The sequence below is a fragment of the Stenotrophomonas hibiscicola ATCC 19867 genome (assembly GCF_000382065.1).
Lineage (GTDB): Bacteria > Pseudomonadota > Gammaproteobacteria > Xanthomonadales > Xanthomonadaceae > Stenotrophomonas > Stenotrophomonas hibiscicola.
In genome coordinates, this window is record NZ_KB907498.1 from 349,605 (window position 1) to 368,611 (window position 19,007).

Annotated in this window: 19 protein-coding genes; 15 read left to right on the forward strand and 4 right to left on the reverse strand. The window is 66.7% G+C overall.

Annotated features, from left to right (window positions below; genetic code table 11):
- Positions 1-65 precede the first annotated feature (65 nt).
- From G370_RS0101840 to G370_RS0101850, 3 genes are all read right to left on the reverse strand, one after another.
- Positions 66-968 (reverse strand): sulfurtransferase, encoded by a 903-nt coding sequence (locus G370_RS0101840; RefSeq protein WP_019659070.1) that lies wholly within the window; start codon positions 966-968, stop codon positions 66-68.
- The gene (locus G370_RS0101845) at positions 965-1,768 is read right to left on the reverse strand and encodes a CoA pyrophosphatase (RefSeq protein WP_026346919.1); all 804 of its coding nucleotides are present in this window, start codon (positions 1,766-1,768) and stop codon (positions 965-967) included. The genes G370_RS0101840 and G370_RS0101845 overlap by 4 nt, the downstream gene beginning before the upstream one ends.
- A gap of 177 nt (positions 1,769-1,945) precedes the next feature.
- Positions 1,946-2,647 (reverse strand): FKBP-type peptidyl-prolyl cis-trans isomerase N-terminal domain-containing protein, encoded by a 702-nt coding sequence (locus tag G370_RS0101850; RefSeq protein WP_019659072.1) that lies wholly within the window; start codon positions 2,645-2,647, stop codon positions 1,946-1,948.
- A gap of 169 nt (positions 2,648-2,816) precedes the next feature.
- Between G370_RS0101850 and G370_RS0101855 the strand changes: the two genes are divergently transcribed.
- The 15 genes from G370_RS0101855 (at position 2,817) to rnt (ending at position 15,877) form a co-directional block, all read left to right on the forward strand.
- The gene (locus G370_RS0101855; RefSeq protein WP_019659073.1) at positions 2,817-3,599 is read left to right on the forward strand and encodes an enoyl-CoA hydratase/isomerase family protein; all 783 of its coding nucleotides are present in this window, start codon (positions 2,817-2,819) and stop codon (positions 3,597-3,599) included.
- Between the two features lie 4 nt (positions 3,600-3,603).
- The gene (locus G370_RS0101860; RefSeq protein ID WP_019659074.1) at positions 3,604-3,957 is read left to right on the forward strand and encodes a hypothetical protein; all 354 of its coding nucleotides are present in this window, start codon (positions 3,604-3,606) and stop codon (positions 3,955-3,957) included.
- Positions 3,957-4,646 (forward strand): endonuclease III, encoded by a 690-nt coding sequence (gene nth / locus G370_RS0101865; RefSeq protein WP_019659075.1) that lies wholly within the window; start codon positions 3,957-3,959, stop codon positions 4,644-4,646. Before G370_RS0101860 ends, nth begins: the two co-directional genes overlap by 1 nt.
- A 196-nt stretch (positions 4,647-4,842) precedes the next feature.
- Entirely contained in the window at positions 4,843-6,054 is a 1,212-nt protein-coding gene (locus G370_RS0101870) for an OprO/OprP family phosphate-selective porin (protein WP_019659076.1), read from the forward strand.
- Between the two features lie 222 nt (positions 6,055-6,276).
- Positions 6,277-7,293 (forward strand): phosphate ABC transporter substrate-binding protein PstS, encoded by a 1,017-nt coding sequence (pstS, locus tag G370_RS0101875; protein ID WP_019659077.1) that lies wholly within the window; start codon positions 6,277-6,279, stop codon positions 7,291-7,293.
- A gap of 409 nt (positions 7,294-7,702) precedes the next feature.
- The gene (gene pstS / locus G370_RS0101880; protein WP_019659078.1) at positions 7,703-8,791 is read left to right on the forward strand and encodes a phosphate ABC transporter substrate-binding protein PstS; all 1,089 of its coding nucleotides are present in this window, start codon (positions 7,703-7,705) and stop codon (positions 8,789-8,791) included.
- Between the two features lie 82 nt (positions 8,792-8,873).
- The gene (pstC, locus tag G370_RS0101885; RefSeq protein ID WP_019659079.1) at positions 8,874-9,842 is read left to right on the forward strand and encodes a phosphate ABC transporter permease subunit PstC; all 969 of its coding nucleotides are present in this window, start codon (positions 8,874-8,876) and stop codon (positions 9,840-9,842) included.
- Positions 9,842-10,705, forward strand: coding sequence for a phosphate ABC transporter permease PstA (pstA, locus tag G370_RS0101890; RefSeq protein ID WP_005415894.1), 864 nt, complete (start codon positions 9,842-9,844; stop codon positions 10,703-10,705). The genes pstC and pstA overlap by 1 nt, the downstream gene beginning before the upstream one ends.
- Positions 10,706-10,724: 19 nt before the next feature.
- Complete coding sequence (pstB, locus tag G370_RS0101895) at positions 10,725-11,555, forward strand: phosphate ABC transporter ATP-binding protein PstB (RefSeq protein WP_005408788.1); 831 nt, start codon at positions 10,725-10,727, stop codon at positions 11,553-11,555.
- A 65-nt stretch (positions 11,556-11,620) separates the two neighbouring features.
- Positions 11,621-12,328 (forward strand): phosphate signaling complex protein PhoU, encoded by a 708-nt coding sequence (phoU, locus tag G370_RS0101900; RefSeq protein ID WP_005408787.1) that lies wholly within the window; start codon positions 11,621-11,623, stop codon positions 12,326-12,328.
- Positions 12,329-12,587: 259 nt separating this feature from the next.
- Positions 12,588-12,944, forward strand: coding sequence for an HvfA family oxazolone/thioamide-modified RiPP metallophore (locus G370_RS0101905; protein ID WP_019659080.1), 357 nt, complete (start codon positions 12,588-12,590; stop codon positions 12,942-12,944).
- Complete coding sequence (locus tag G370_RS0101910) at positions 12,931-13,806, forward strand: HvfB family MNIO-type RiPP peptide maturase (RefSeq protein WP_019659081.1); 876 nt, start codon at positions 12,931-12,933, stop codon at positions 13,804-13,806. The genes G370_RS0101905 and G370_RS0101910 overlap by 14 nt, the downstream gene beginning before the upstream one ends.
- On the forward strand, positions 13,799-14,554 hold the full coding sequence (locus tag G370_RS0101915; RefSeq protein ID WP_019659082.1) for an HvfC family RiPP maturation protein: 756 nt from the start codon (positions 13,799-13,801) through the stop codon (positions 14,552-14,554). Before G370_RS0101910 ends, G370_RS0101915 begins: the two co-directional genes overlap by 8 nt.
- Positions 14,555-14,585: 31 nt before the next feature.
- Positions 14,586-15,107: an HvfX family Cu-binding RiPP maturation protein gene (locus tag G370_RS0101920; RefSeq protein ID WP_019659083.1), complete on the forward strand. Its 522-nt coding sequence runs from the start codon at positions 14,586-14,588 to the stop codon at positions 15,105-15,107.
- Between the two features lie 185 nt (positions 15,108-15,292).
- The gene (gene rnt / locus G370_RS0101925) at positions 15,293-15,877 is read left to right on the forward strand and encodes a ribonuclease T (protein ID WP_005408782.1); all 585 of its coding nucleotides are present in this window, start codon (positions 15,293-15,295) and stop codon (positions 15,875-15,877) included.
- Positions 15,878-15,972: 95 nt separating this feature from the next.
- Here the strand turns inward: rnt and G370_RS0101930 are convergent, their stop codons facing one another.
- The gene (locus G370_RS0101930; protein WP_019659085.1) at positions 15,973-18,999 is read right to left on the reverse strand and encodes a ligand-binding sensor domain-containing diguanylate cyclase; all 3,027 of its coding nucleotides are present in this window, start codon (positions 18,997-18,999) and stop codon (positions 15,973-15,975) included.
- Positions 19,000-19,007 lie beyond the last annotated feature (8 nt).

Here is a 19,007-nt window from a genome sequence, read left to right on the forward strand (position 1 = left end):
GCGCGTGGAGCCGGCCGCTCGGCTCTGGAGAGGCTCCGCGCTCGACTGCTTTCCGCTCGGATCGCTCAGGCGCCGGTCGCCACCGGGCGGCTGCTGTCGCTCACCCAGCCGCTCCAGGAATCGGCATAGATGCGCGCACCGCTCAGTCCTGCGCTTTCCATCGCCAGCAGCAGGTGGCAGGCGGTCACTCCGGAGCCGCACATCAGCACCACCTGCTGCGGATCGCGGTTGCCGATCACGCCCTGCAGTTCGGCGCGCAGTTCCTGTGCATCGCGCAGGCGGCCGTCGAACACGTTCAGGGCGAACGGGCGGTTGACCGCGCCGGGTACGTGGCCAGCGACCGGGTCCAGCGGCTCCACTTCGCCGCGGAAGCGTTCACCTGCGCGTGCGTCGACCAACCAGCCCGGTGCATGTTTCAGGCGCGCGGTGATTTCATCGGCGCTGGCGACCTGGGTGGTGTCGAAGCGGCCCGGGTAGGCAGGCAGCGCTGTCACTTCACCCTGCCCCGTCGCCAAAGGATGCCCTGCGGCCTGCCACGCGGCGATACCACCATCGAGCACAGCCACCTTGGTGTGCCCGATCAGGCGCAGCAGCCACCACAGGCGCGAGGCGGCCATGCTGCCGTCGCTGCCATCGTAGACCACCACCTGGGTGTCGAGGCCGATGCCCCACTGCCCCAGTTTCGCGGCAAAAGCATCGCTGTCGGGCAATGGATGGCGACCATGGCCGACGCGGCTGAGATCGGACAGATCACGGTTGAGATCGGCATGCACCGCAGTCGGTATGTGTCCTGCCAGGTACTGGCCGCCCGCAGCCTGCGGGTCGGCCAGCGAAGCACGCGCATCGACCACGCGCACGGCGGTACTGGCGGTGGCACGCGCGTCGACCACGCGTACGCCTTCGCCCAGTGCAGCGGCCAGGGTGTCGACATCGACCAGGGTGGTCCACGGCTGCTTGATCGGGTTCATTGCACTTGCTCCAGGCGGCGACGCAGGTTGTAGAGGATGGCCGCGGTCGCCCCCCAGATGCGCTGACCGGGCCAGCCATACTCAAGAACGTGGCGGATGCGGCCGCGATGATTGATTTCGACCTGGCGCAGGCTGTCAGGGGCCATCAGGTAGTCCAGCGGCACCTCGAACACTTCGGCCACTTCGCTGGGCTGCGGCACCGGCACGAACTCCGGATCGACCACCGCCACCACCGGCGTGACCCGGTAGCCGGTGATGGTGACGAAGGGATCGAGATACCCCAGCGCCTGCACCTGGCCGGGCGCCAATGCGATTTCTTCCTGGCTCTCGCGCAGCGCGGCCGCCAGCGCGTCGCGGTCATCGGGTTCGGTGCGGCCACCGGGGAATCCGACCTGGCCGCCATGTGTACGCAGGGTTTCGGTGCGACGGGTGAGGATCACCTGTGCGCCATTGGCGCGCGGCACGATGCCGGCCAGCACCGCCGCCTCCACAGGCGGCCCCGGTGGCAGCAGGTCGATCAGCTCGCTGCGGTTCCAGCCGTCGCCGGCCGGCGGTTCGGCCAAAGGATGCAACGCGCGCACCAAGCGCTCGAGGTCGGCCAGCGATCCGCGTAGCGATTGCTGCAATTGTGCACGCAACGGTTGCACGCGGTGCAGGATGCGGCTGCGTTCCTCGTTGTTCATTGACGACCACCGCGCGATTTCTTCGAGATGCCGCGCGCAGCCGGTGCATTGCCGGTGCGGATCCAGCGTGCACACTCCGATGCAGGGACTTGCGACAACACGCGCCGTTTCTTCCATTGTTTGCACCCGGCAACAGTAGCGCGATCGGGCTGAATTTGCGCGGGTGGCCCGGCCCAACGGAAGAGTCGACTGTCAGTCGACGCTCGCGCGCAGCGCAGGCGTTTCACCGCCAGGGGTTGCACAAACAGAAACGCGCCGGTGGGATCACCGGCGCGTTTCGTTTGCTGTTTCGATTTACTTGACGCTGACCAGCTTGATCTCGAACTGCACAGCCACGTTCGGCGGGAACGGGGTGCGCGGATCGGCACCGTAGGCCTGGTCCGGCGGCAGGGTGACTTCCCACTTCGAGCCTGCCGGCATCTGCAGCAGGGTCTCGCGCATGGCCTTCATTTCGACATCGCTGACCTTGATCGACGGGATCTGCTGGGCCGGGCGGGCTTCGGTCGGGCGCTGGCCGTACGGGAACGGACCGGCCACTTCCAGCTGCACGGTGCTGGCCTGGGTCGGCTTGGCACCCTTGCCGGCTTCGATCACGCGGTACTGGACGCCGCTCGGCAGCGACTGCACGCCGGCCTTGGCCTTGTTCGCCGCGATGAACTGATCGCTCTTGGTCTTGTTTTCGGCAGCAGCCTTCTCGTACTCGGCCTTGGCAGCCTGGGCACGGCCCTGCTCGCGCTTCTGGAACGCTTCAACGGCCGGCTTCAGCTGCTCGGCGGTGATCGCCGGCTGCTTCTTGGCGTAGGCATCCTGCAGGCCCTTCACCACCGAGTTGATGTCCAGCTGCTCACCACGACCGGTCAGCTCCGCCAGGTTGTTGCCGTAGTCGTAACCGAAGTAGTAGCTCAGCTTGCCCTTTTCGGACGAGACGTCCTGGGCGAAGGCATTGCCCGTCAGGGCCAGGGCCGCGACGGCGACCGCGATAGAACGCAACTTCATCAAACAGTTCTCCAGGGGTGGTAACTCAGGGACGTTCTGCGCCGCCCTGAGGCGACGGGTTAGGATAACGGGCGCAACGTGTAACCGCTACTCACGATGCAGGCTATGACCCGCCTGCGTTTGCAGAGTTCAATATCACTTTTTTTTAACGTTTCAGGAGTTTTTCCCCGTGGCCGATGCCCTGATCGCTGTCTCCGACGACGGCGCCATCCGCACCGTGATCGTCCAGCGCCCGGACAAGCTCAATGCCCTCAACGCCGCGACCCTGCAGGCCCTGGCCGATGCCTTCAGGGACGCCGCCGCCGATCCGGAGGTGCGCGTCGTGGTATTGACCGGGGCGGGCCCCAAGGCGTTCGTGGCCGGTGCCGACATCGCGGAAATGAACACTCTCAGCGCCGTTCAGGGACGTGATTTCTCGCTGCTGGGCCAGGCCCTGATGCGCCAGATTGAACGGATGCCGAAGCCGGTCATCGCACGCGTGAATGGTTTCGCACTGGGCGGTGGACTGGAACTGGCGATGGCCTGCCATCTGCGCATCGCCGCAGATACCGCCAAGGTCGGCCAACCGGAAATCAACCTCGGCCTGATCCCCGGCTTCGGCGGCAGCCAGCGCCTGCTGCGCCTGTGCGGCCGCGCCACCACCCTGGAGCTGTGCCTGCTGGGGGCGCCGATCACCGCCGCGCGTGCGCTGGAACTGGGCATCGTCAACGAAGTGGTGCCCGCCGACGCGCTGGACAATCGCGTGCAGGACATTGCCCGCCAGCTGGCACGCTCGGCCCCGCTGGCCCTGCGTGGCCTGCTCGATGCGGTGCACGTGGGCGGCGAATGCAGCCTGGACGCCGGGCTGGAGTACGAAAGCGCGCAGTTCGGCCTGCTGTTCGCCACCGAGGACATGCGCGAAGGCACCAGCGCCTTCCTGCAGCGCCGCCCGCCGGCGTTCCAGAACCGCTGACGCCATGGCTTCCCGACCCAATCCCGCGCAGTTGTTCGCCCGGGTCCAGGCAGACGATCTTGATGGCGCCCTGCAGGCGGGGCTGATGGACTACGTCGTCCGTGCCGGCGACGAACAGCTGTTGCCCGGCCACCCGGAACTTCCTTCACGCCTGCAGCAGGCGCAGCAGCAGCTCCGCACGGCCTGGGCTGCACGCGAACGCTACCGCGCCCGAGCGGTGCGCCTGGCCCGCCGCGAAGCCGAACGTGACGCGCGGCGCACGCCCGCCCCGGCGCCGGACGTGAAGCCCGCCCTGCCCGCCGCGGCAGCCGCCATCCTCGCCCGGGCCAAGGCCCGCGCCAGCGGCAAGGAGCAGTAATGGCGACCACGAAGAAAACCGCACGCGCCCCGGCGCGGCGTGGCGGCACGATGCCGCGCGCCGACGTGGTGGAGATGTTCACCCGCCTGCGCGAACTCAACCCGCACCCGAAGACCGAACTGGAGTACAGCTCGCCGTTCGAGCTGCTGGTGGCGGTGGCGCTGTCGGCGCAGGCCACCGACGTCGGCGTCAACAAGGCCACGCGCCGATTGTTCCCGGTCGCCAACACCCCGGCAAAGATCCTTGCGCTCGGTGAGGACGGGCTGAAGCAGTACATCTCCACCATCGGGCTGTTCAACGCCAAGGCGAAGAACGTGATCGCCACCTGCGCGATCCTGCTGGAAAAGCATGGCGGTGAAGTGCCGCGCGATCGCGATGCGCTGGAAGCACTGCCGGGCGTGGGCCGCAAGACCGCAAACGTGGTGCTCAACACCGCCTTCGGCGAGCCGGTAATGGCGGTGGACACGCACATCTTCCGCGTCGCCAACCGTACCGGCCTGGCCCCGGGAAAGAATGTGCGCGAAGTGGAAGACAAGCTGGTGAAGGTGATCCCCGCCGAGTTCCTGCTCGACGCGCATCACTGGCTGATCCTGCACGGACGTTACGTGTGCAAGGCGCGCAAGCCGGATTGCCCGGGCTGCGTGATCGCCGACCTGTGCCGGTTCAAGGACAAGACCCCGGCCGAGTGACGGCCGCATCCATGCAGGGCGTGGATCGACTGCAACCAAGGCGCAATCCGGGCGTCATACGCAAACGGTTTCAATGGCAGGCCCTGCCGTGACGGGGCCTGCGGTGGATGTCTGCCGCGCGTGAACTGTCACATTTACGCAATCTTTACCTTCTAGCCTGCGCGCATCTTCCCACCTGCCTGCAAGGCTCCTCTCCATGAAACTGCATCACCAACTCCTGACGGTGGCCGTGGCTGCTGCGCTGTATGTGCCGGCTGCACACGCCGAAGTCGCCATCGACGTGATCGGCGGTTCGGAAATCACCTTCGAAGGCCTGGTCCAGGCCGACGGCAACTGGTTCCACAACGATGTGGTGGACCTCAACGGTGGCGACGCCGGCAACGGCAAGAACAGCGAATTCGAACTGCGTCGCGCCGAGCTGGTGCTCAAGGGCAAGGGCCCGGGCAATGTGGAGTGGGTGGTCGGCTATGACGCCAAGGCCGACAAGTTCCTCGACACCAACGTGAAGTACAAGCTGCTGGGCAACGCCAACCACTTCCTGCAGCTGGGCCAGTTCAAGCAGCCCAACAGCCTGGAAGAACTGTCCAGCACCAAGAACAACGATTTCATTTCCAAGGCAGCGGTCACCAATACCTATGCCATCGCCCGCCGCCTGGGCGGCGCGTACAGCTACGGCCAGGACAACTGGTCGGTGACCGCCAGCGCCTTCGGCCGCGAGCTGACCCGCAACCTGGCCCACGGCAGCGGCTACGGCGCGCGTGGCACCTGGGCCCCGATCAATGAAAAGGGCCAGGTCCTGCACTTCGGTCTGAGCTACGTCAATTACGACGCCGACGCCGACACCCTGCGTGTGCGTGCACGTCCCAATGCCGACCTCGCCACTGCCCGCCTGGTCGACAGCGGCAATCTGACCGACACCGACCGCGTCAGCACCATCGGTGCCGAAGCCATGTACTTCCAGGGCCCGTTCAAGGCCCAGGCCGAGTACTACACCAGCAAGGCCAAGCGCTACGACCACGACAACTACACCAGCGACGGCTACTACATCAGCGGCGTGTGGAACGTCACCGGCGAGACCTGGAGCTACAAGGGCGGCACTCCGGGCACCGGCCTGCCGAACAACCCGGCCGGCGGCCAGTGGCAGCTGGGCGTGCGCTACGACCACATGGACCTCAATGACGGCAACCTCGCCGCCAATCCGGTCGCCGGTCGCCCGCTGATCGTCGATGGCGTGCTGGGTGGCAAGATGGACATCTGGACCGTGGGCGCGAACTGGTACCTGCGTTCCAACTTCAAGCTGATGCTCAACTACGTGATGGTCGACAGCAAGAAGTACAGCTCCACGGCGCGCGGTTTCGTCAACGACGATCCCAACATCCTGGAAGCCCGCGCGCAGTTCTTCTGGTAAGTCCCGCCACCTGCATTGAACCGCGAAGGCACGGCACCGGCCGTGCCTTCGTCGTTGCATCGGCACCCGCGCTGCCCAGCCGGCGCAGCGGACGTGACATCCCTCATGACGCGTGTCACGCCCGCGTCATATGACAGACGCGGACGTGTCACGCAACCGTTATGGAATGTGCACCGAAACGTCGGGCAACCGCCCTTCGACCACCACCCCAGGAGTCTCCCCGTGATCCACGCCTTCAAATCGCGCGCCGCTGTCGCCATCCTGGCTGCATCGTCCGTGTTCGCCGCCAACGCCGCCGACATCACCGGCGCGGGCGCATCGTTCATCTACCCGGTCATGTCCAAGTGGTCGGCCGACTACAGCGCCGCAACCGGCAACAAGGTCAACTACCAGTCCATCGGTTCCGGCGGCGGCATTGCCCAGATCAAGGCCAAGACCGTTGATTTCGGCTCCTCCGACGCGCCGCTGAAGCCGGAAGACCTGGCTGCTGCGGGCCTGGCGCAGTTCCCGTCGGTGATCGGCGGCGTGGTGCCGGTGGTCAACGTGGCCGGCATCGCGCCGGGCGCGCTGAAGCTGGACGGCGCGGTGCTGGCCAACATCTTCCTGGGCAAGATCAAGACCTGGAACGACCCGGCCATCGCCGCGCTGAACCCGGGCGTGACCCTGCCCAACGCCAAGGTCACCGTCGTGCATCGTTCGGACGGCTCGGGCACCACCTTCAACTTCGTCAACTACCTGTCCAAGGTCAGCCCGGAGTGGAAGAGCTCGGTCGGTGAAGGCACCTCGGTGCAGTGGCCGGCCGGCATCGGCGGCAAGGGCAACGAAGGTGTTGCCGCCTATGTGAAGCAGATCAAGGGCGGCATCGGCTATGTCGAACTGTCCTACGCGCTGCAGAACAAGCTCTCCTACACGGCGATGAAGAATGCCGCCGGCAAGTTCGTGCAGCCGAGCGACACCTCGTTCGCTGCCGCCGCTGCCAGCGCCGACTGGGCCAGCGCCCGCGACTTCTACCTGGTGATGACCAATGCGCCGGGCGCCGAGTCCTGGCCGATCACCGCCACCAACTTCATCCTGGTGCAGAAGACGCCGAAGAATGCTGCCAATGGCAAGGCGACCCAGGAGTTCTTCCGCTGGGTCTACAAGAACGGCGACGCCCAGGCCCGCCAGCTGGACTACGTGCCGCTGCCGGACAGCCTGGTCCGCCAGATCGAGACCTACTGGTCGCAGAATCTGAAGTAAGCGCGTTCCCCCGCAGGAACGGGGGCGGCGGGTCCTCTCTCCCCCGCCGCTCCCACCCGGGCGCGAGATCCTCGAGATCTCGCGCTCTTCTTGTTCTTGGGGATGCGCCTGACTCTGTAGAGCCGAGCCACGCTCGGCTGCGCTCTGGAGCGTGCGGACCAACGGTCCGCAGCTACCGAGGGCAGGGAACAGCCGAGCGCGGGCTCGGCTCTACCTTGCACCGGCCGTCATATCAGTGCGCAGATCCGGGGTTTCCGGGCACCTGCCGGATCGGCGCCAATCCTGTGAAACCCTTGTCAGAACGTGATCCAGGGCACCTCTGTCATGGTCGTAATACGGCTGTAACAAAAACATCATTTCATAGCCGCATCCGCCGACCACGTCGGCTCTTCCCCGCTATGGAGTGACCATGAAACTGCACTCGGCCGGCCTTGCCGCCCTTTCCCTGGCCATCGCCCTGGGCCTGTCGGCCTGCGGTGGCGACAAGCAGGCCGCGCAGCAGCCGGCCACTGACGCTGCCGCTGCCCCCGCCGCTGCCGGTGCCAAGGTGACCGCCGAAGTGTCCGGCGCGGGCGCGTCCTTCATCTTCCCGCTGGTCTCCAAGTGGTCGGCTGACTACAACGCCAGCACCGGCGCCAAGATCAACTACCAGTCGATCGGCTCCGGCGGCGGCATCGCCCAGATCAAGGCCGGCACCGTCGACTTTGGTTCGTCCGACAAGCCGCTGAGCAGCGAGGAGCTGGCCCAGGCCGGCCTGGCGCAGTTCCCGTCGGCCATCGGCGGCGTGGTGCCGGTGGTCAACATCGAAGGCCTGGAAGCCGGCAAGCTGCGCCTGAGCGGCGCCCTGCTGGCCGACATCTTCCTGGGCAAGGTCAAGACCTGGAACGACCCGGCCATCGTCGCCGCCAACCCGGGCGTGAAGCTGCCAGACGGCAAGATCACCCTGGTCCACCGTTCGGACGGTTCGGGCACCACCTTCAACTTCTCCAACTACCTGTCCAAGGTCAGCCCGGAGTGGAAGAGCAAGGTCGGCGAAGGCACCTCGGTGCAGTGGCCGGACGGCGTCGGTGGCAAGGGCAATGAAGGCGTCGCGTCCTACGTGAAGCAGATCAAGGGCTCGATCGGTTACGTCGAACTGGCCTACGCGCTGCAGAACGGCATGCCGTACACCGCCATGCAGAACGCGGCCGGCAACTGGGTCGAGCCGAGCGCGGAGACCTTCGCCGCCGCGGCCGCCAGCGCCGACTGGGCCAGCGCCAAGGACTTCAACCTGGTCATCACCAATGCCCCGGGCGAGCAGGCGTGGCCGATCACCGCCACCAACTTCATGCTGATGCAGAAGAAGCCGAAGGATGCCAAGCGCAACCAGGACACCCTGGCCTTCTTCAAGTGGGCCTTCGAAAACGGCCAGGCGCAGGCCAACGAGCTGCACTACGTGCCGCTGCCGGCCGAACTGGTCAAGCAGATCGAGGCCTACTGGGCGACCGACCTGAAGTGATGGACACGACGGTGCCCGCCCCGCGCGGGCACCGCTTGTTCCGCGCCGTGCCGCCCCGCCCCTTCCTGGCCCAGCCGTCCCCATGAATGCCATCGCCCAGCCTGTAGCCGCCCCGTCCACGCGTGATGCGCGTGATGCCCGCAACGACACACTGTTCCGATGGGTGCTGGTCGGCACCGTCATCTTCGTCCTGATCGCCCTGGCCTGCGCCGCGCTGTCGATGCTGTGGGGCGGTCGCCATGCCCTGCAGATGCAGGGCCTGAGCTTCTTCTTCTCCGCTGACTGGAATCCGGTCGAAAACAAGTTCGGCGCTCTGGCTCCGATCTACGGCACCCTGGTCACCGCCGTCATCGCGATGGTCATCGCCGTGCCGGTCAGCTTCGGCATCGCCTTCTTCCTCACCGAAGTCGCGCCGCGCTGGCTGCGTGGCCCGGTCGGTACCGCCATCGAACTGCTGGCCGGCATCCCTTCGATCATCTACGGCATGTGGGGCCTGTTCGTGCTGGTGCCGGTGATGACCGAGTACGTCACCCCGTTCCTCAACGAGACCCTGGGCGAATGGCCGGTGATCGGCCCGATGTTCCAGGGCCCGCCGCTGGGCATCGGCATGCTCACCGCCGGTTTCGTGCTGGCCATCATGGTCATTCCGTTCATCTCCTCGGTGATGCGCGAAGTGTTCCTGACCGTGCCGACCCGCCTGAAGGAATCGGCCTATGCGCTGGGCTCCACCAAGTGGGAAGTGAGCTGGGACATCGTCCTGCCCTACACCCGTTCGGCGGTCATCGGCGGCATCTTCCTCGGCCTCGGCCGCGCGCTGGGCGAAACGATGGCGGTGGCCTTCGTGATCGGCAACAGCGTGCGCCTGTCGCCGTCGCTGCTGGAACCGGGCACCACCATCGCCGCGCTGATCGCCAATGATTTCGGCGAAGCCACTGAAACCTACCGTTCGGCCCTGCTGCTGCTCGGCTTCGTCCTCTTCATCGTCACCTTCGTGGTGCTTGCCATCGCCCGCCTGATGCTGATGCGCCTGTCCCGCAAGGAGGGCAACTGATGTCCACCACCGCTGATTCGCTGTACCTGCGCCGCCGCATCGGCAACGTCGTTGCGATCACTGCGTCCTGCGCCACCGCCCTGTTCGGCCTGTTTTTCCTGGGCTGGATCCTGTTCACCCTGGCTGCCAAGGGCCTGGCCGGCATCAACTGGGATCTGTTCACCAAGATGACGCCACCGCCGATGCAGGACGGCGGCCTCGCCAACGCCTTCTTCGGCAGTGCCGTGATGTGTGCACTGGCCATCGGCATCGGCACCCCGCTGGGCGTGCTGGCCGGCACCTGGCTGGCCGAGTATGGCAACGCCCGCAAGGCCGGCACCGTGGTCCGCTTCGTCAACGACATCCTGCTGTCGGCGCCGTCCATCGTGCTGGGCCTGTTCGTCTACACGCTGTATGTAATGCAGACCGGCGGCAATTTCTCGGCGTTCGCCGGCGCCCTGTCGCTGGCCTTCATCGTGCTGCCGGTGGTGGTGCGCACCACCGACGAGATGCTGCGCCTGGTGCCCTCGCAGATGCGCGAAGCGGCCCTGTCGCTGGGCATCCCGCAGTGGAAGGTGATCGTGCAGGTGCTGTACCGCAGTGCCTCGGCCGGCATCATCACCGGCATCCTGCTGGCGCTGGCCCGCATCTCCGGCGAGACCGCTCCGCTGCTGTTCACCGCCTTCGGCAACCAGTACTGGAACAACAACATCTTCCAGCCGATGGCTTCGGTGCCGGTGGTGATGAACCAGTTCGCCGGCAGCCCGTACGAATCCTGGCAGGTACTGGCCTGGGCCGGTGCCCTGGTGCTGACTGTCTTCGTGCTGCTGGTCAGCCTTGCCGCCCGCGGCATCCTGCTGCGCAACCGTATCTCCCATGACTGACCTTTCCGTGGACAACGCCATGAACGACCTTTCCAACGCCGTGCCGATGCAGCGCATCGCCGTGCCGTCCTCGCACGAGAGCCTGCACACGCCGTCGCCGGTGAAGCTGGCTGCGCGTGGACTGGACTTCTACTACGACAAGTTCCACGCCCTGAAGGGCATCAACCTGGAAATTCCGGAAAAGCGCGTGACCGCGCTGATCGGTCCTTCCGGTTGCGGCAAATCGACCCTGCTGCGCATCTTCAACCGCATCTACGCGCTGTACCCGAAGCTGGAAGCGCGCGGTGAAGTGCTGCTGGACGGCGAGAACATCCTGTCGCCGAAGTACCCGATGAACCGCCTGCGCAGCAAGGTCGGCATGGTGTTCCAGAAGCCGGTGCCGTTCCCGATGACCATCTTCGAGAACGTGGCCTACGGCATCCGCCACCACGAGAAGCTGAGCAAGGCCGATATGGCCGACCGCGTCGAGCAGGCACTGCGCCAGGGTGCACTGTGGGACGAAGTGAAGGACAAGCTGGGGCAGAGCGCGCTGGGCCTTTCCGGTGGCCAGCAGCAGCGCCTGTGCATCGCCCGTGCCGTGGCGCTGCGCCCGTCGGTGCTACTGCTGGACGAGCCGACCTCGGCGCTGGATCCGATCTCGACCAGCCGCATCGAGCAGCTGGTGGAAGAGCTCAAGCACGAGTACACCATCGTCATCGTCACCCACAACATGCAGCAGGCCGCGCGCGTTTCCGACTACACCGCCTTCATGTACCTGGGCGACCTGATCGAGCACGACCGCACCGAAGTGATCTTCTCGCAGCCGTCGCAGCGGCAGACCGAGGACTACATCACCGGTCGCTTCGGCTGATCGACGCTGATCCTTCGCCACATGTCCCAGCCAGGCACGGCTTGGCTCCACCCGGATTGCAGACCATGAACCTTCCCAACGACCACATCGTCAAGAGCTACGACGAAGAGCAGCAGCGCCTGGTGGCCGAAATCGTGCGCATGGGCGAGATGGCCGTCGCCCAGCTCGAAGCGTCGATGGACGTGATCGAGAAGCGCGACGAGAACGCCGCCCATCGCATCATCGCCAACGACGAAGCCATTGATGCGCTGGAGCAGCAGATCAGCCATGACGTGATGCGCCTGGCCCTGCGTGGCCCGATGGCGCGCGACCTGCGCGAAATCCTCGCTGGCCTGCGCATCCCGGCCGACATCGAACGCATCGGCGACTATGCAGCGAACGTGGCCAAGCGTTCGATCGCGCTGGGCAAGGTGCCGCCGCTGCCGCAGATCCAGGGCCTGCGTGCGCTGGGCCGCCTGGCGGCGCAGCAGGTCCGTCGTGCCATTGCCGCCTACCGCGACAACGACGCCGACGCCGCACTGGAACTGCGCGAGGACGACGCCCGCCTGGACGCGCAGTACACCGCGCTGTTCCGCGAGCTGCTGACCTACATGATGGAAGACCCGCGCAACATCACCCCGTGCACGCACCTGCTGTTCATGGCCAAGAACCTGGAGCGCGTGGGCGACCACGCCACCAACATCGCCGAGAACGTATGGTTCCTGGTGCACGGGGAGCAGCCGCTGCCGCCGCGCGAGAAGCGCGACGAGACCTCCAGCACCGGCCAGCCCTGACGCTGCACTGCAACACCGGAGTCGACTCCAAGGTGGCCGCTGTCCTGGTGACAGCGGCCTTCTTGTTTCTGGGCGTTCCGGCGATTCATCCACGCATGGCGTGGATCCACCGGGAACCGTGTTCCCCTTCTGTAACAAACCTCACGAAAATTTGAGGTCTTGGCGAGGATTCGTTGAGTAGGATCGCTGCACCATCGTTTCCACCGGCATCCCTGCCGGCCACCCGGGCACCCGCCCACACCACCCAGGAGCACGACCGATGAGCAGTTCCAACAAGACCCTGTCCCTGCTGACTGCTACCGCCCTGGCCGCCGGCCTTGGCATCACCGCCAATGCCTCGGCGCTGAGCATGAGCGACCTGGCCCAGGGCTATCTGGTGGCTGGCCAGGCTGCCAAGGCCAGCACCGATGCCAAGGGCGCCGACGCCAAGACCTCCGCAGAGGCCGCCAAGCATGCCGAAGGCAAGTGTGGCGCAGATGGCAAGTCCGCCGAAGGCAAGTGCGGCGCCGACAAGGGCAAGGCTGCCGGTGCGGCAGCAGGCGCCAAGGCTCAGGCCGGCGACAAGAAGGCCGCCGAAGGCAAGTGTGGCGAAGGCAAGTGCGGTGGCAAGCACTGAGGTCCGCGCCAGCATCGCCAACCTGCGGTCGCCGCTTCGTGCGGCGGCCGTCGGGTTGGGGCTGCGCCGGGCGCTGTTGCAGGAGCTGCGCGATGCACCGGCTGGCGATTTCGATTTCCTCGAATGCGCGCCGGAGAACTGGATCCATGTCGGCGGCCCCGCCGGTGACGCACTGGCCGAGCTGGCACAGCGCCATCCGCTGAGCTGCCACGGCCTGTCCCTGTCGCTGGGCGGCACTGCGCCACTGGATACGCAGCTGTTGGAGCAGGTTGGCCAGTTCCTGGAAAAACACCGCGTGCCGCTGTACAGCGAACACCTGAGCTACTGCAGCGACGACGGCCACCTGTACGACCTGCTGCCGATCCCCTTCACCGATGAAGCGGTGCGCCATACCGCCGCACGCATCGCCCGCGTGCAGAACGTGCTGGGTCGCCGCATCGCGGTGGAAAACGTGTCCTACTACCTGGCACCGGAACCGGCGATGGACGAACTGGCCTTCACCAACGCCGTGCTTGCCGAAGCCGACTGCGACCTGCTGCTGGACGTCAACAACGTCTACGTCAACGCCTGCAACCATGGTTACGACGCCGACGCGTTCATCGCTGGCCTGCCCGCAGACCGCATCGTCTGCCTGCACGTGGCCGGGCATCTGGACGAGGCACCGGACCTGAAGATCGATACCCATGGCAGCGCGGTGATCGACCCGGTCTGGGAGCTGCTGGCACGCACCTATGCGCGCATCGGCGCTCGCCCCACCCTGCTCGAACGCGATTTCAATTTCCCGCCCTATGCCGAACTGCGCGGCGAACTGCAGACCATCCGCCGTCTGCAGGCCGTGCACGCGGAGGCGGCATATGGCTGATACCCCCGCCACGCTGCGTGCGCAGCAGCACGCATTCACCGCCTATCTGCGAGATCCCCAGGGCGTGCCGCCACCGGGCGGGCTGGAGCCACGGCGCGTCGCGGTCTACCAGCGGCTGCTGTTCAACAACCTGCTCGGCCTGTTGAGCAACGGCTTTCCGGTCTGCGTGCGCCTGCTCGGCGTATCAGCCTGGAGCGGACTGGTGCGCCACTACTTCGCAACCCATCGCTGCCAGACGCCGCTGTTCACCGAACTGGCCGCCGAATTCGTGCAGTGGCTGCAGGCACAGCCGCAGCTGCCACACCCTGCGCTGGCCGAACTGGCCCACTACGAGTGGGTGGAAACCGCGCTGTACCAACTGGACGCCGAACCGCTGCCGGTCGTAGCGGACATCGACCCGCTGCGGGTGCCGCTGCAGCGCTCACCGCTGGCGTGGCCGCTGCTGTACCAATGGCCGGTGCACCGCCTCGGCGCCGAGGACGCACCTACCCAGTTGCCGGCCGAGCCGACCGGCCTGCTGGTGCGTCGCGAGGCCGATGGCGAGGTGCGCTTCGCCGTACTCAGCCCGCTGGCGGTGTACCTGCTGTCCAGCATCGGGGAGCAGCCCGGCCTCGATGGACATGCCTATCTGAAGCAACTGGCCGACGCGCATGGCCTGGCCGAACAAGCGCTGGCCGAACCCGGTGCCGCGCTGCTGCAGCAGTTCCTGCGGGCCGGCGTGATCGGCCCTTTGACCGCACCTGCCTGACACCTCCCTTCCCCGACCCGGAGATGCACCGATGAAGCTTCCGCCCCTGGCCACCGCGCGTGGCCAGCTGGACCGTCTCGCCCCCTGGTTGGCCCCGCTCGGCCTGCGGCTGCTGCTGGCCTGGGAATACTTCGAATCCGGCCGCGAGAAACTGCAAGGCCAGAACTGGTTCGCCGATCTGCAGGACGCCTTCCCGTTTCCGTTCAACCAGCTGCCCGCTGCCCTGAACTGGCAACTGGCCACCTGGTTTGAACTGCTCGGCGCAGCCTGCCTGCTGTTCGGTTTTGGTACCCGTTTTGCCGCTGCCAGCCTGCTGGTGCTGACCGTGGTGGCCACCTACGCCGTGCACTGGCCGATGCAATGGAACTCGCTGGGCGACCTCGCGATGGGGTATGCGATCAGCGACCAGGGCTACGGCAACTTCAAGCTGCCGGTGCTGTTCATGGCGATGCTGCTGCCGCTGGTCTTCACCGGCGCAGGCAGGCTGAGCGTGGATGCGTTGCTGTGGCGGTGGCATCCGTCGGGTACGACGGCACGTCCCGCAGTCCGGTAGATCCGACCTTGGTCGGCGCATCGCGTGCCAACCAAGGCTGGCACCTACCGGGTTCTGCCACGGTGGCGGGCATGGGCTGCGTGGCCGGGCGCTCAGGGTCGCTCTGCTAGAATTCACGCATGACCGACCCCATTCCCGCACCTGCCGCCGCTCCCGATTCCGCAGTATCCCAGGCGCAGCGCGCGATGTCACAACGCTTCCGCGGTTTCCTGCCGGTGGTGGTGGATGTGGAAACCGGCGGCTTCGACAGCCAGCGCAACGCGCTGCTGGAAATAGCCGCAGTGCCGATCGAGATGGACGAGAACGGCCTGCTGTACCCGGGCCAGACCGCCAGCGCCCATGTAGTGCCGGCCGAAGGCCTGGAGATCGACCCGAAGTCGCTGGAAGTGACCGGCATCATCCTCGACCATCCGTTCCGGCTGGCCAAGGAAGAAAAGGCCGCACTGGACCACATCTTCACCCCGGTGCGCGCAGCAATGAAGAAATACGGCTGCCAGCGCGCGATCCTGGTCGGCCACAACGCCCATTTCGACCTTGGCTTCGTCAACGCCGCCGTGGCCCGCACCGGTCACAAGCGCAACCCGTTCCATCCGTTCAGCGTGTTCGACACGGTCACCCTGGCCGGCATCGCCTACGGGCAGACCGTGCTGGCGCGCGCCGCCACGGCCGCCGGGCTGGGCTGGGATGCCAACGAGGCACACAGCGCGGTGTATGACACCGAACAGACCGCGCGGCTGTTCTGCACCATCGCCAACGCCTGGCCGCGGTAAGGCAGCCAACGGCGCAACCGCATCCACGCAGTGCGGACCAACGGTCCGCACCCACCACTCACCGCACGGTAGATCCACGCCACGCCTGGATGAGATCAACCAATACTCGTACGATCGCGGCCATCGCTCTTGGCGCGGTACAGTGCGCGGTCTGCGCGCTGGTACAGCAGCGCCGGGGTGCGGTCGTCGGCATCCAGCTCCACCAGGCCCGCGCTGAAGGTCACGCGCAGGCCTTCCACACCGGCCCAGTCCGGGTGGTCATGGAACAGACCGCGCAGGCGTGCGCACAGCTGTGCGGCCTCTTCCAGGCGGGTGTCGTTGAGCAGCAGCGCGAACTCTTCACCGCCGGTGCGCGCCGGCAGGTCCGAATCGCGGCAGGCCGCAGCGATCAAGCGCGCCACCTGCACCAGCACGGCATCGCCGATGCTGTGGCTGTGGCGGTCGTTGACGTCCTTGAAGTGGTCGATATCCAGCACCACCAGGCACAGTGGATGACCACTGCGCTGCGAACGGGCGAAGTCGCGGGCAAGGGTTTCGTCGAAGGCGCGGCGATTGGGCAGGCCGGTCAGTGCATCCTCGCGGGCCTGCCGTTCAAATGCCTCAGCCTGGCGTGCCAGGCGCTCGGCCAGTTCGGTCTTTTCCTGGTTCAACGCCTGCAGGTGCACGGTCTTGGCCTGCAGGTCGAAAGTTGCTTCGTCCACCCGACGTGCCAGGCGCAGGTTGCTGGCCTTCAACTGCTGCAGCAGCAAGCGGTACAGCGCCACCAGCCCGGTCAGCAGCACCAGTGCCCCCAGCACCTGCACGCTGCGTCGCTGCCACCAGAACGGCTCCACGGTGAAGCTCCACACCGCCTCCTGCTGGCCCCAGCTGCCACCGGGATGTGCCGCCGCCACGTGCAGGGTGTATTCGCCCGGCGGCAGGCCGACGAACTCCACGCTGCGCTGCGGGCCGCGCTCGACCCAGCCGGCATCAAGCCCATCCAACCGCGTGCGGTAACGGATCCGGTCAGACATCAGGTAGCTCAGGCCGACATAGCTGACCGCCAGGCGGCGGCCACCGGGAATGGCGTTGCGATCCGGTCCTTCCCAATGCACCGGCGCGCCATCCACCTGCACGCTCTCGATCGCGGCGGGCGGCGATGGCCGCTCGCGGAAGCGCTGCAGGCGCTGCGGATCAACCGTGCTCAGGCCACCGGCAGTCACCACCCAGAACGTGCCGTCCTGGCGCAGGATCGCCGAAGGCCCCGAGCTGCCGTTGGCCTGCGCATTGGCCATGCCGTCGATCTCGTTGTAGCGCTCCACCATCACCCGGGGTGCTCGGCCATCGGCCACCGCGTTCAGGGTAGCCATGTCGGTGCGCAGCACGCCTCGGTTGCTGCTGACCCACACGTTGCCAAGACGATCAGGCACCAGCTGGAACACCGCGTCCACCGGCATACCCTGCTCGAGCCCCACCCGCGCCAGCATCCCGTTCCGCCAGCGGTACAGGCCACGGTCGCTGCTGATCCACATCGCGTCGCCCAGCTGGTGGAAGCCGAACACGCTGCGGCCACCGCCCATCGGCGCGAGGTCGATCGACTGCACGTGGTCGCCGCGCAGCACGCGGATTCCCTCGATGGTGCCGATCCACAGGTTGCCCTGATGATCGTGCTCAAGCGCGGTGATCAGGCCGCCGGGCATGCCCGCCATGCTTGATACCTGCACACGGTCGCCGTCGATGCGGACCACGCCCTTCTGCGTGCCGGCCCAGACCACGCCCTGCGGGTCTACGCTGATCGCGCGGATGTTGCCGCCCGGCATGCCATCGGCAGCGGCGTAGTTGTGCCGCAGCCGGCCGTCGCGACCAAGACGGTAGACGCCATCGCCGAACGTGCCGACCCACAGGTCACCGTCCGGTCCCTGCGCCAGGCTGAGCACCGAAGGTGCCTTGCCACCGCGGTTGTGCAGAGGCATCGCACGGAAGCGGCCGTCGGCCGTCTGCAGATCGAGGCCGCTGGCGCTGCCCACCCAGAGCTGGCGGTCGCGGTCCTCGAACACGGTGCGCACATAGTCGCCACTGAGCCCATCGCGCTCGGTGTAACTGCTGAACAGCGTTTCGCGCAGGCGGTACAGCCCGCCGTTGGCGCCCACCCAGATGCTGCCCTCGGCGTCCTCGCGCAGGCTGACCACGCGTCCGCCCGGCAGGTTCAGGCCTGCCGGCAGCCGCTCCAGGCCATGTGCGGAGATGCGCAGCAGGCCCTGGTTCTCGGTGCCCAGCCACAGGTCACCATGGCGATCCTGCAGCATCGAGGTCATGTGCAGCTGTCCCGGCAGACGGTGCATCAGCACCAGCTGGTCATCTTCCACCCGGTACAGGCGCTCGCCGGCGACGATCCACAGCGCACCATCCGGCGCACGGTAGGGCCATGAAAGACCACTGCCGGCCCCCAGTCCCCAGGCTGCGGGCGCGCGTTTGAGCACGCCGTCGTTGTCGCGCAGCACCAGCCCGTCCAGCGTACCGACCCAGACCCGGTCCTGCGCATCGACCACCAGCTTGGTGAAACTCATCGCCATCGGAAGGTCCGCCGCCGGCGCCTGGTAGACGATGCCATTGTCCGGTGTCAGATAGCCGATGCCCTTGCCCTCGTACAGCAGCCACAGCCGGCCCTGGCTGTCCATCTGCATGGACTGTATCAGCACCTGCGGCGTATCGGCCTGGTGCTCCCAGACGCGCCACTGGCCATCGCTGCCACGGTGGCTGACGTTGCCGCGCGAATCACTGATCCACAAGCCACCCTGGCGGTCGACGAACAGCGCACCGATGCCGTTGTCGCGCAGGCCCGGGCGGGTGCTGCGGTCGAACACGGTGAAATCCAGGCCGTTGTAGCGCACCAGGCCTTCCCAGGTCGCGAACCACAGGTGGCCTTCGGGGGTCTGCGCGATGTCACGCAGCGAGTTGTGCGGCAGGCCATTGCGCGAGGTCCATACATCAATGGCATAGTCGCGCAGCGGCGGCGCCCCTTCCTGCGCAGCCACCGGCAGCGCGAGGGCCAGCAGCAGGCACAGCAGGCCCTGTCGCAGCCATCGACCGATATCTGATCCGCGGCGCTCCGCCCAGCGCCGTATGTCCCCCTGTGCGGCCATCAGTGCAG